12 protein-coding genes are annotated in these 13261 nt (G+C 42.0%); 8 read left to right on the top strand and 4 right to left on the bottom strand.

Features of this window, described 5'->3' with window-relative positions; genetic code table 11:
- Positions 1 to 138 precede the first annotated feature (138 nt).
- The 8 genes from HCZ91_RS08455 (at position 139) to tsf (ending at position 8704) form a co-directional block, all read left to right on the top strand.
- Positions 139 to 1398, top strand: coding sequence for a multidrug effflux MFS transporter (locus HCZ91_RS08455; RefSeq protein WP_179799035.1), 1260 nt, complete (start codon positions 139 to 141; stop codon positions 1396 to 1398).
- 353 nt (positions 1399 to 1751) lie between these two features.
- Positions 1752 to 2621, top strand: coding sequence for a transporter substrate-binding domain-containing protein (locus tag HCZ91_RS08450; protein WP_179799034.1), 870 nt, complete (start codon positions 1752 to 1754; stop codon positions 2619 to 2621).
- Between the two features lie 12 nt (positions 2622 to 2633).
- Positions 2634 to 4814, top strand: a complete 2181-nt coding sequence (locus HCZ91_RS08445) for an ATP-binding protein (protein ID WP_179799033.1) — start codon at positions 2634 to 2636, stop codon at positions 4812 to 4814.
- Between the two features lie 61 nt (positions 4815 to 4875).
- The gene (locus HCZ91_RS08440) at positions 4876 to 5238 is read left to right on the top strand and encodes a response regulator (protein ID WP_057758425.1); all 363 of its coding nucleotides are present in this window, start codon (positions 4876 to 4878) and stop codon (positions 5236 to 5238) included.
- 30 nt (positions 5239 to 5268) lie between these two features.
- Positions 5269 to 5718 carry a chemotaxis protein CheX gene (locus HCZ91_RS08435; protein ID WP_057758427.1) on the top strand — a complete coding sequence of 150 codons (450 nt, stop codon included), beginning with the start codon at positions 5269 to 5271 and terminating at the stop codon, positions 5716 to 5718.
- 35 nt (positions 5719 to 5753) lie between these two features.
- Positions 5754 to 6203 (top strand): chemotaxis protein CheX, encoded by a 450-nt coding sequence (locus tag HCZ91_RS08430; protein ID WP_057758429.1) that lies wholly within the window; start codon positions 5754 to 5756, stop codon positions 6201 to 6203.
- Between the two features lie 452 nt (positions 6204 to 6655).
- Positions 6656 to 7447, top strand: coding sequence for a 30S ribosomal protein S2 (gene rpsB, locus HCZ91_RS08425; protein ID WP_057758431.1), 792 nt, complete (start codon positions 6656 to 6658; stop codon positions 7445 to 7447).
- A 375-nt stretch (positions 7448 to 7822) separates the two neighbouring features.
- Positions 7823 to 8704, top strand: coding sequence for a translation elongation factor Ts (gene tsf, locus HCZ91_RS08420; RefSeq protein WP_179799032.1), 882 nt, complete (start codon positions 7823 to 7825; stop codon positions 8702 to 8704).
- Positions 8705 to 8860: 156 nt separating this feature from the next.
- On the opposite strand, the gene HCZ91_RS08415 is transcribed toward tsf, so the two are convergent.
- The 4 genes from HCZ91_RS08415 to hflX all read right to left on the bottom strand — a co-directional run bounded on the left by HCZ91_RS08415 (position 8861) and on the right by hflX (position 13099).
- Positions 8861 to 9667: a lytic transglycosylase domain-containing protein gene (locus tag HCZ91_RS08415; RefSeq protein ID WP_179799031.1), complete on the bottom strand. Its 807-nt coding sequence runs from the start codon at positions 9665 to 9667 to the stop codon at positions 8861 to 8863.
- Between the two features lie 486 nt (positions 9668 to 10153).
- Entirely contained in the window at positions 10154 to 10843 is a 690-nt protein-coding gene (locus HCZ91_RS08410; RefSeq protein ID WP_102094604.1) for an LrgB family protein, read from the bottom strand.
- Between the two features lie 16 nt (positions 10844 to 10859).
- On the bottom strand, positions 10860 to 11294 hold the full coding sequence (locus HCZ91_RS08405) for a CidA/LrgA family protein (protein ID WP_179799030.1): 435 nt from the start codon (positions 11292 to 11294) through the stop codon (positions 10860 to 10862).
- Positions 11295 to 11671: 377 nt separating this feature from the next.
- Positions 11672 to 13099, bottom strand: a complete 1428-nt coding sequence (gene hflX, locus HCZ91_RS08400; protein WP_057758442.1) for a ribosome rescue GTPase HflX — start codon at positions 13097 to 13099, stop codon at positions 11672 to 11674.
- Positions 13100 to 13261 lie beyond the last annotated feature (162 nt).

Below are 13261 nucleotides of genomic sequence, written 5' to 3'. Positions count from 1 at the left end.
TTGTTGTTAAAGGTATCTATTTTGATTACTGGATAAGCCAGTAAAACGATGAAAGCCTACCTAAAAACACGTGCAAGCAATTAAACGTCGAAAAATAAAATATTAAAAATAATAGCCACTATATAAAACGGTCTAAATATGTCTGCTTCAAAACCCTCCCTTCCAAACAAACCTATCGCTTCTGAGCGAGTGCGCTCTGCTGATTTGCCTGTTGCATGGATTATGATGCTTGGACTGATGGTTGCGGTAGGGCCATTATCAATTGATATGTATCTGCCAGCACTGCCATCGATGGCTGATGATTTCGGTGTTTCAACGGCATTTATGGCCAACTCTGTTCCTGCATACTTTTTAGGTTTGGTATTTGGGCAGCTATTTTACGGACCTTTTAGTGATCGTGTCGGCCGTGTCAAACCTTTATATATAGGCATGACGTTATATGTTATCGCTTCTATCCTTTGTGCGACCACTGACAATGAGTACGTACTGTTTGCAGGCCGTACTTTACAAGCGTTGGGCGCGTGCGTCGGTGCAGTAGTTACTCGCGCTGCGATTCGAGATCGCCTCACTGCCAAACAAACGGCAAAAGCTTTTTCCATCATGATTTTAGTGATGGGCTTAGCACCCATATTGGCACCATCGCTTGGCGCGCTATTCTTACAGTTTTTTGATTGGCACTCTATCTTTTGGTTCTTAGCTGCATTTGGCGCTCTCAACTTGCTACTTACTAAGTTTTTCTTTTTTGAAACTTTAACTGAAGAAAATCGCAATGTACGCCCTGCAAGAGAAGTGCTCAGTCAATATTGGGATTTGTTAAAAGATCCGACTTTTAATTACCCAGCAATTGGTGGCGGATTGTTAATGGGAGCAATGTTTGTCTATATCAGCTCGGCTTCTGAATTAATCATGGATACCTATGGCGTCTCAGCGACGCATTTTGGTTGGTTGTTCGGAATGAATGCGGCAGGTTTTGTAGGTTTGACTCAGCTTAACCAATGGCTTACCAATCGCTTTCGAATACTAAGTATTTTGCGATTTGGGGCAATGATGCAGGTTATCTCTGCGGGTGTGCTATTCGTGACTGGTTTGCTTTTAGGGACGGATGCTTGGTTGCCACTAGTACTGGCTTGTATTTTCTTTTGTATCGCAGGATTGGGTCTGACCCAACCCAATGCTTCTGCAATTGCGCTCGCTTTTCAGAAACGCCGTGCTGGTATGGCAAGTGCACTACAAGGCTCGCTGATGTTTTCAGTCGGTATCTTCGGCGGTTTATTATTAAACCTGTTTCCAGTCAACCCAGTTCTCAAGGTTGGCATTGCCCTGTTCTCATTAATGAGTTTCGGTTCTTTCCTGATTTGGAAAATTGATCGTAATCTCAATTTGGACGATGCAGAGTAAAAGCATCTCTATTTTAAGTTAACTGTATTTTAAAAAAGCACTCATACGTTCACAGCGTATGAGTGCTTTTTTTGTGTTGAATAATTATTCAGTTAAGGATCAAGTCTTATAGAGACTTTAAGTAGCAACGGTTATCAGACTTTAGCAAACATAAGTTGTTCCGAATTATATGCTGTATTTTATATATATAACTAACTCTAAATAATGACCAAACATAATTATTGCAATCGCAAAATTAGGTAAGTATTATCTAATGTAACTTTCTGTAAGTAAATATGTATAGACATTGCTTAACCTTGCTAGATTGTCAATTAATTAAAATGTAAAACAACGTTAGGTTTCAAGGATAGATTATGAAGCAGTTATATCGAGCGTTACCAATTTTGTTGAGTGTTGGCCTATTTGGCTGTGGTAATTCTGCTACTCAAGAAAGTGCAAACGCACCAGTAAAGGAAAACACAGATAGCTTTGTGAGTAAGCTACCTGATACAGCGCCAACATTGAAAGTTGCCATGACTGGTGATTTGCCGCCTTTTTCGTTCCAAGATGACTATGGCAATATGCAAGGCACTGATGTTGATTCAATTCGTGCTATTGGTGAAGAGCAGGGATTCAAAGTCGAGTTTTATAAGGAAACTTGGCAAGATATGTTCGATAGCGTCGAATCAGGAAAGCGTGATCTAGCGATTTCTGGTATTTCTTACAAAGACGATCGTGCAGTGAGATATGGTCTATCAACACCATACTTTTTCAACCCAGCTACTATCATGTATTTGGAGGGTAAATTCGATATAAAAGGCTTAAACGATATAAAAGGTCTAAAAGCAGGTACGTTAGAAGGCTCTAAAGAAGAAGACACGCTAAAAGAGATAGGTAGTTCAGTGGAGCTAATTTCGAGACCTACAGCATTTTTGGCGTATCAGGATTTGGTTCAAGGTAATACGGATGTCTTCTTGTACGATATGCCAGTCTTGCAATATATCGTCAAAGGCTATCCTGAGCATAAAGTGAAAATTGTACCCTATGAAGCTGCAGATGCACCTTCAGCCCAGCAAGTGGTGCTCATGGCAAAAGAAAATACTCAGCTTATCAAAACGGTTAATGAAGGTATTGCAAAGCTTAAACAAAAAGGAACGTTTAAAGAGATTGAGAATCGTTGGTTGGGCGCAGCAGAGACTGCTGAAGAAAGTGATTCTGATACTAATACTAAGCAAGTGAACTAAGGAATTCTGAAGATGGCAACCGTACCTAATGTCGACAATAAGCGCTATCAAGGTCTGATTATTTCAATTGCACTATTCTTATCTCTAATCGGTGCTTTGCTAGCGTTCACGTTTTATACCTCAAACTTATTAGAAAGAAACACGGCTTTAATTGACCAAACTAACCAAGTGGCAAACAGTGCACAGGCGGTAATTAAAGATCTTTTCGACTTGGACAGCAGTTATGGTGAGGATACTAACTCTCCACACATACAGCGAGTGCTAAGCCGTTTAGAGCAAAACACTGCGCTAATCACCAGCTCTATCACTGCCATTGAGCAAGGCAGTACAATTACAGATGCAGAAGGTAATAGCTATGACTTGCCAAAAATTGATGGTCAAGCACAAACCAATATTGCTGCGGCCAACGAGCAGTGGAAAACACTAGAGCCCAAAATTCAAGCATACTTAAAAGATGCTGACAACGTCATGGTGCCTTCTGCTGATGAATTGACTCAAGCAGTTGAGCAGGCTAAGACATCAAGTTTGTTTATTAACGATTCTTTGGATAATCTAACCAAAGACGTATTTAATAGTGCAGAACGTCAAGCAACGACCATTCGTCTTATTCAGGTACTTGGTGTTGCCGCTATCTTTACCTACTTCCTAATCTTCGTATTCTTCTTTGTACGTCGTTTACGTGAGACGGATGCTGAAGCACTTGCCGCTCGCCAAGAAACGCAAGAGATTATGGAAACGGTAAATACGGGTCTTTTCCTACTTGATAAAGACTTGAATATTGGTCAACAGCATTCTCGTGCGCTGAACAATATCATCGGCTCTGATCGCTTGGCAGGGGAAAACTTTACCAATGTCTTGCGTGGTCGTATCTCTGATAAAGACCTTAAGACCACCCAGCAATTTATTGAGCAGCTCTATAACCCTCGCGTTAAAGAAAAACTGGTAGATTCACTTAACCCATTACACAAGGTCATGCTACATAACCTATCTGAAGACAAGAGTCTTGATAATCGCTTCTTAGATTTTAAATTCTCACGTGTTTATGACAATAAAGACATTGCTCGTATCTTGGTCAACGTTAACGATGTATCAGATGCAGTCTACTTAGAACAGCGCCTAGAAAAAGAGCGTTCGCAAAACGATATGCAGATTGAGATGTTAACGACTATCTTAAATGTGAATCCAAAGATTATTAATGAGTTTATTGGTAATACTCAAGCGCATATCGAGAAAATGAATAATATCTTGAAAAATCCTGGTAGCTCACAATATGAGCTTGAAGGCAAATTAAAAGCTATTTATCGTGAAATGCACAGCTTAAAAGGCGAGGCGTCAGCACTAAAACTACACAGCTTTACGAAGATTGCTTCTGATGCTGAAGACAAGTTACATGCATTGCAAAACCAAGGTCAGTTGTCTGGCAATGACTTCTTACCATTGGCAGTACATTTGGATGATTTGCTTAGCTTATCGAACACGATTGCGACGTTGGGTGAGCGTATCAACCGCTCAGCACCCACAGCAGCGAAGTCGTCAACTGTACAAGCACCAGTCACTACTCAAAATCCAGTAGCAGACCATACAGCTAGCAATGCTGACTTTGATGGTGGGTTAGATATCGACTTAGACAATGAAGCAGATGACGATTTATTGTCTTTTTACAATGAATTCACAAAAGAGATTGCTGCCAGACAAGGCAAGCAAGTACAGCTAAAAAGTACGACGCTAACCCAAACCAGTATTCCAGTGCATCTTGCAAAGCCAATCAAAGAAATCAGTATTCAGTTGCTGCGTAATGCGGTAGTCCATGGTATCGAGTCGCCAAGTGTGCGTCATACTACTGGCAAAACTGACATTGGGACCATAGATTTGGAAGTGCAGGACAACGGTTCAAACTTTATGTTGGTTGTGCAAGACGACGGACAAGGCATCAACTACGACAGCATCCGTAATAAGCTGATTAAAGAAGGTCGTTTCGGTACGGAAGAGGCAAATCAGCTTAGTAAAGGCGACTTGCTCAAACAGCTGTTCTCTTCTGGATTCTCTACCAAAGAGCACGCAGATGAAGATGGTGGTCGCGGTGTTGGACTTGATATCATCAAAGCAAAAGTAAAAGAGTATGATGGCAAGCTTAACGTAAATAGCGAGCTGGGTCAGATGACACGGTTTGTCATTACTTTACCTAAAGCTTAATCAAAATAGTAATTATATTGTCAGGGACGACAAGCACTTCATTAAAGGTAGTAGATAAGTTATGCATAAGTTAATGATTGTTGATGATTCAAATATTATTAGAAACCGTATTCAGCGCGCATACGATTCAGGAAAGTTCATGTTGGTTGCGACAGCGACCAGCGGTGTTCAAGCCATCGAAAAGTTCAATGTCCATCGTCCTGATGTGATCACCATGGACTTAACCATGCCACAAATGGATGGGCTAGAATGTATTGAAAAAATCATCGCGATTGATCCTGAAGTACGCATTTTAGTGGTATCAGCGTTATCGGATAAAGCCACCGGCATTGAGGCATTATCATTGGGTGCCAGCGGCTTTTTGTGCAAGCCCTTCTCAGAAGAGGAGCTTGTCGAGTCTTTGTATGAGCTGATGCAAGACTAACACCATTCATCGACCAAAGCAGATGTCATTATGAAAGAGCAAAAGCTACAGATTTTTTTAAGTATTATTAGTAATTATTTTGACCAGTTTGGTGGAGAAGAGCTTATTGCCGATACCCCTTACTTACTAGAAAACAAACAGCCAAAAGTCCACGATTATACGGGCGTGATTGGTATATCTGGTGGCCAAAAAGGCGTGGTATATTTTTCGGCGACGCGTGACTTACTGTCTTCAATCTTAGACAGCATGGGCGAAACCGATAAAAGTGAAGAGAACTATGTAGATCTGGCTGGGGAAGTGGCCAATACCATCGCAGGCAATGCACGCAAAGAGTTTGGCTCAGAGTTTCATATCTCTGTACCATTTGTGTTCAAAGGTGCGCCGCAAAGTATTGTATTGCCGAACGATGAGCGTTCTTTTATCATCCCCATCACTTGGCATTCTCAAGTAGGCGAGATTGTGGTTTGTTTGCAAGACTAATGCTGCCACGTAATACAGATGGATATTAATATATTATGGTTAAAGTAGAAAAACTGGGTGTATTTCTAAGCTCGATCAATGCATTTTTTGCGCAAATCGATGGCTCGGAAGTGTCAATTGATACCCCTTACTTGAACAACAACAAAAGCGCGATTGGCTTTGATTATAGCGGTGTCATTAAGATATCGGGCCCTTTAGAAGGCTGCGTCTATGTCAGTGCACCAAGCGTGATGTTGCGAGAAGTCATCAAAGTGATGGGCGAGCCTGACTCTTCAATCACGATGATGAAAGATTTGTTGGGTGAAATGGCCAATACAATCTCAGGTAACGCTCGGACAGAGTTTGGTTCAGAGTTTATTATCTCGCCGCCGCACATTGTTGAGAGTGCGCCAAGCGTGTCTTATCTGCCTAAAGATCGTCAAAGCTATATCACACCATTTACGTGGCGTGGTTACAAGGCGGTCATTGGTATTTGCATTGCATAAGTTATAGTCAGTCCTCTATAAACGAGTGATAACTATAAAAGAGTGACAGTGTTGACCTTGCTTGAAAAATAGCTATTAAAAAGATAATCATAAAAAAGCGATGCAAATGTGTCGCTTTTTTTGTTTTGTTATCGCCATATTTTGTTTTTATCTTATTGATACGCTACGAACAAACTGCTGGAGATTCCAAGACGTTATGTGATAAAATACAGCGCAGCTATTTTTTTATAGTTTAGATTTGGGCATCTGCTTCAATCTAGCGATAGCTTCTTTTTTTAAACCAACCAATGACACACACATCATGGCAAAAAATTGCTGGGTGTTTGGCGACTTGATTAATTTGTGATCTGTTAGTGCTTTACTAATGAAAACTAACCGGTAGCAGATGCGTGTCGCTAAATAGGCTGTTTTTGTGATGTGGAGGCATAACCCAACCAATAGGATATATTCTCATGGCTACAAAGAATCCAACCAAAATCGAAATGCGCGACTTACTACAAGCAGGCGCTCACTTTGGTCACCAAACACGTTTTTGGAACCCAAAAATGGGTCCATACATCTTTGGCGCACGTAACAAAATCCATATCATCAACTTAGAGCACACCGTAAAAGCGTTCAACGAAGCGTTGACTTACGTAAACGGCCTAGCTGCTAAGAAAAACAAAGTATTATTTGTTGGTACTAAACGCGCTGCAAGCGGTATCGTACGTGAGCAAGCAGCTCGCGCTGGCATGCCATACGTTGACCATCGCTGGTTAGGTGGTATGTTGACTAACTGGAAAACTCTACGCCAGTCAATCAACCGTCTAAAAGAGCTAGAAAAGCAAGCAGAAGACGGTACTTTCGCTAAGCTAACTAAGCGTGAAGCGCTAGAGCGTACTCGCGATATGGAAAAACTTGAGCGTTCACTAGGTGGTATCAAAGACATGGGCGGCCTACCTGACGCTATCTTCGTAGTAGACGTAGATCACGAAGCTATCGCTATTAAAGAAGCCAAGAACTTGGGTATCCCAGTTATCGGTATCGTTGATACTAACTCTAGCCCAGACAACGTTGATTACATCATCCCAGCTAACGATGATGCTATCCGTGCTGTGACTTTGTACGTAACTTCTATGGCTGATGCTATCATCGCTGGTAAAGAATACGCACAAACTCAAGCTGGTGGTAAAGCTGAGCAAGCACCTGCTGCAACTGAAGAAGCGCCAGCTGCAGAAGAAGCTGCTGCAACTCCAGCAGAATAAGTAGCTGACTTAAAAAGTTTAACTTTGTAAGGATGTCTTGATAGTGTATCTATCAGCATCCATATAATGTTTTGAACAGCGTATAAGCTCATAATAGGCATGATGTAGTTTTACTCGTCATGCCTTGTTATTGAATAAAGCCTTATTAATAATGCCATGCATATAAGCGAGCAGCTATTAAGCGAGTATTATCGTTCCTACTGGTCATATCGCTATATTATAGAGATGTTATTTGTTTGACATCATTTATGGCTATATTAGTAATCGTTCAAGACGAGCTGTCTGCTAGATTTTAAGTAATACTAAGATATCGAATAGAAATACAGCATTTAGAAATACAGCACTCCTATACATAACTATACTAAGGTGACTCTTATGACAGAAGTAAAAGTATCTGCCAAAATGGTAAAAGAATTGCGTGACCGTACTGGTCTTGGCATGATGGAATGTAAAAAAGCGTTAGAAGAATCAAACGGTGATGTTGAAGTTGCCATTGATAACCTACGTAAATCTGGTCAAGCTAAAGCAGCTAAAAAAGCGGGTAACATCGCAGCTGACGGCGCTATCATCATCGCTCAAGGCGAGAACAAAGCATTCTTGTTAGAAGTTAACTGCCAGACTGATTTCGTTGCAAAAGATGACAGCTTCACTGCATTTGCAGAAAAAGTTGCTAACCTTGCACTAGAAAACAACGTAACTGACGTTGCTGCTATCTCTGAATTGTCTTATGGCGAAGGTCAGACTGTTGAAGAAGCACGTGTATCTCTAGTACAAAAAATCGGTGAAAACATCCAGATTCGCCGTGTTGAAACCCTTGAAGGTGCTAACATCGCTGCATACCGTCATGGTCTACGTATCGGTGTAGTTGTATCTTTTGAAGGTGGTGACGCTGACACTGGTAAAAACCTTGCTATGCATATCGCTGCATTCAACCCTGTTGCTGTAGATGACGAAGATGTTGCTGCTGACGTATTGGCACGCGAAAAAGACATCATCGAAGCAAAAGCTCGTGAGTCTGGCAAGCCTGACAACATCGTTGAAAAAATGATCGAAGGTGGCCTACGTAAGTACCTAGACGAAGTAACTTTACTACGTCAGCCATACGTTATGGACAACGACAAGAAAGTTGGCGAAGTCCTAAAAGCTGAAAACGTAAAAGTACTTGGCTTCAAACGTCTAGAAGTTGGTGAAGGCATCGAGAAGAAGCAAGAAGACTTCGCTGCTGAAGTTGCTGCAACTCAGGCTGCTAACAAGTAAGTACCAAATAGTGTTGGATCAGGCTGTGAGTCCTTAATTGTGGCTCACAGTTTGGCTTTATTACTCTTAATGCATCAAGATATAAAGCATCCAAACATAAAAAAGCCCATTAACGAATTAATGGGCTTTTTTATGCCTGACTTTTAGATAATTGGCTTAGCGTAAAGCAGCATAGGCTGAGTTGGCATAGCTGGCACTATTCACATTGCTGCTGGTGCCGTAACTGACATTTTGTAAGCCACTACTTGTACTAGTGCTACTGGTTTGATTGTTAGCACTGATACTTGCACCAAACAGTCCGGCATCGTTTTTATACAGGCTATGATAACGGCTCATCACTCTTTGAACATAGTTACGTGTTTCTTTGAATGGAGGGATGCCACCATATTTATCGACATTGCCTTCGCCCGCATTGTAGCCTGCGACAGCATGTTCGACATTGTTATTGAAGCGGCGCATGAGCCACGCGATATATTTGGCTGATCCTTCGATATTATCTGCAGGGTTCCAAGGGTTGCTCACATTGAAGCGGCGCGCAGTTGCTGGCATCAACTGCATCAGACCTTGTGCGCCTACTGGTGAACGTGCATTTGGATTGAAAGCTGATTCAGTATGCATCATCGCTTTCATTAGGGCAGGGTCCACACCGTTGCGTTCAGCGGACGCACGAATGTAGCTGTCGTAAGAGTTGCGACTTCCGCTGTTGCTAGCGGCACTGCTACCATAGCTATCGCTGCTTCCGTCATACATCTTAGAGTCTTTATAATAAGTTACTTTTACTTTTTTCGTGAACTTATCAAAATTTCCACTAGGATTGACGTTGGTCAACAGCACTTGTCCACCTTTGTCTTTGTAGATATACATGTTGCCTGCATTGGCAGCGACAGAAAAGGTCGAAAGAGCAATGGCACTTAGTAAAAGGGGAGATAAGCAGCGAGTCATTAAAGTAGCCGTATTTATCATAGTAAAATCACTTTTTATCGAATAACAGCAAATTGTTTTGCCTACATATGCATTGATTTAGGCGCTTAAGCGGTTACTGATTTTGCAGAATTATTTAGCCCACTGTGAAGACAGCAGCTTAGCAATTATCACTTTCAATAAGGAACCACTTGCAATAGATACAAAAAATAATAGTTGCTTACTATAACATATAATAACTTTTTGGCGCATCAGATTGACAAACTAAGTTGTAAAATCAGATTTTTATTATTAAATAACCTTAGATAAATCAATATGCTAACTTTTCTAAGTGATTTAATGAGCCATTTGTAGTAGGTTTTTTGAGTTGATAAATTTAGACAAATAAAGTGTCTCAATGTTTTAAGAAATAATAATGACATTTGAATAATCGAGGTGATTTTCAATCTGACATTAACAGTAGATAAGCCTATTAATGGTTAGGTTTTTAAAAATATAAGAGTAGTTTAGGTAGGCTTTCAGTGATGACTAGATACCGATAGCACTGATAAAAATAGGCACCCAAACCGCGGTAACCAACCCGTTCACTGCCAAACCAAATGCAGCATAACGTCCTGCTGTATGACTGATTTGCCAAGCTTCTACTGTACCAAACGCGTGAGCCGCTAACCCCAGTGCTAGACCTTTAGCACGGTCGTCATTGATACCGCGGAACAAAAAGCGAGCGACCGTACCACCTATCAGACCTGAGACGATGATAATTAGGTTAGCCATTGCCAGTGGTGCTTTGATTAAATCTGCGACACTCAAGCCAATAGGCGTCGTAACAGAACGGGTAGCGAAAGCCAATAGGGTCTCATGACTGAGCGAAAATAAATAGGCCAGTGACATAGGCAGTAATGCGCCAACGACGCTAGCGATAGCGACAATTAAGGTGAGTTTTTTAACTGGTAAGCCTTTGAAATTCATCGCCGCCAATGGCACAGCCAGAAGTACTGTCACATATCCCAACAGATGGTCAAATACAGGTTTTGCCGCGCTGTAATAGTTGTTGTAATCCCACTGCAGTAAAAATAGGAAAACAAGTACTAGGACAAGTGCGGTAATGACCATCGGTAACCATGATAATTTACGTGCTAATACACGTGCAATTACGTGTGCTGCTAATGTCAATAATATTGCAGCTAGGGTTGCCATAAATACGCTGTCAAAAGTCATAATATCTCTCCGCAGCTCACGGCTGTCCCTTTTGCTCAGTGGTAGTCGTACTATCAGTGTTTGCAGCATGGTTAAGCCAACGATTGGCCAATAATGCCAGTCCCCACAGTGGTATGAGCGTACTAACGATCATCGTTATCATCACACCCAATAGCTCATCTCCTAGAGCAAATAGCAACAAGCCTGCACCAGCAGAAACTGGTAAGAAGGCAAAACCACTATCGACTAGTAATGTATTACTGGCCTGTGTGAGCCAGATCGGTAACCCCTTGAGCAGTCGCCACGCCATCAAAATGACAAACATCGCAACCAAACCGACAATATTGGCCGCTTTTTCGATGCCTGCCATTTGACAGAGAACAACCGCCGTCTCTCGGACAACGATAACCATGGTCAACGTTAAAATTAACGAAATCCATAGCGGGAGATGGGAGGAGTGAGCAGGCTTCATAAGCAATTCTGGCCAAGTCAGATATAAATGGATGGTGTACCAAACAAAGTATGTGATCACACCAAGAACACAACGTAGAAAATGATGCTATGCATACTGATGGTAGCAATGATTCACTTTCGAGAGATTAGCGCTATCTATCAATATTTATTGAATGTATAACAGGCGATTATATAGAGAGTGGAGCAACTAATAAAGCCTATGCACCGTGACTGGTCATATCCAAAAAAAATAGACGATATCAATGGATATCGTCTATTCTATTTTAACGTACTATACAAGGGTTTGTGGTCGAACAGTATGAATCAAACGTTCATTCAATTACTGCCGCAAATGACTCACTATTCATAATAGCTGTTATTTTACAGGAACAACGATTATTTTTCTGAATCAGCTGTTTCTGAGTGTAATGCATCAAACTCGTCAAACGCTTTTTCCTCAGCCTCTGTCATGGTTGGCTCTTCAACGTCATCAACTTTTTCAAACTCTTCTAGTACCGGCATCAGCAGTGTTGCTTGTGCAAGCGGCAACACATCGATAGGTTTTAAGTTGGCTTGACCCAGTAGCTGTCTTAGACGGTCACTTGGCAAACGAATCGTCAGACATTCACGACCTGTATCGTCATAGCTTTCTTCTTCAATAACGCCCAGTTCATATAGAGTGTTTTTGAACTGTCCGGCATCATACGGCAAGGTCAAATCAAACGTTGTCAATTTACCTGTCAGCAGTTGCTGTACGGCAAGCGTTAGCTCTTCCATACCGAGGTTCTGTCTAGAAGAAACATAGACGCGGTTTGGCTGACCTTCGCTAGCATAGCCGATATGTGCAGGCTCGTCAGTCAAATCAATCTTGTTATAGACATTGAGCACAGGTACATCGTTATCGATTTCTGCCAATACTTCCTTGACCGCCTGAATCTGCTCGTGCATGTCCTCGCTAGAGGAGTCAATGACGTGCAATAACAAGTCTGCTTCTAGCGTTTCTTCTAGAGTCGCATGAAAAGACTCAACCAGCTCATGCGGCAGATGACGGACAAAACCAACCGTATCGACCAAGACGACACGACCAACCCCCTGCCAGTCTAGACGGCGTAGAGTAGGGTCTAGCGTCGCAAATAGTTTGTCAGCAGCGTAGATATTTTCATCGACCAAACGGTTGAACAAAGTAGATTTGCCCGCATTGGTATAGCCGACCAGTGAGATGGTCGGTACGTCTGATTTTTGGCGACGGGCACGACCTTGCGCACGGGTCTGGCGAACTTTTTCTAGTTTGCTCTTTAGCTGATTGACGCGAGTCTGTAGTAGACGACGATCGGTCTCAAGCTGAGTCTCACCCGGCCCACGCAGACCAATACCACCTTTTTGACGTTCCAAATGCGTCCAACCACGTACCAGACGCGTTGATAGATGGTTAAGCTGAGCCAGCTCTACTTGCAGCTTACCTTCGTAAGTACGAGCGCGCTGCGCAAAAATGTCCAAGATTAAACCAGTACGATCCAACACGCGGCACTTCACTAGCGCTTCGATATTACGCTCTTGTGATGGCGACAAGCTGTGGTTAAACAGTACGATATCGGCTTCGTGTTCGCGCACCAATTCTGCGATTTCTTCTGCTTTTCCGCTACCAACGAAGTATTTGGCGTCAGGGCGCGAGCGTGATCCCGTGACTAGTGCCAATCGATCGGCACCTGCTGAATCAGCCAACAGCTCAAATTCACTAAGATCGTCAGGATCTTGAATTTGGCGGATGTCTAAATGTACTAAAATGGCGCGTTCGCCACCTTCATGTCTTTCAAAATAATCCAAAGAGTATCACCTATTTAATAAAGTAAATGTCTCGCTATGATCAGCTCAAGAAGCTTTGATGTAGCGTTCATATTATTATCTATATATGGTCTTATCACTTGATATTAAAGCGTATTAGCATAATTAGCGATGGTTTTATGTTACAGCGTTTGCTGCGGATAA

This window comes from Psychrobacter sp. BI730, from assembly GCF_013414195.1.
Taxonomy (GTDB): domain Bacteria; phylum Pseudomonadota; class Gammaproteobacteria; order Pseudomonadales; family Moraxellaceae; genus Psychrobacter.
This window is presented reverse-complemented; position numbering and strand designations above follow the sequence as displayed.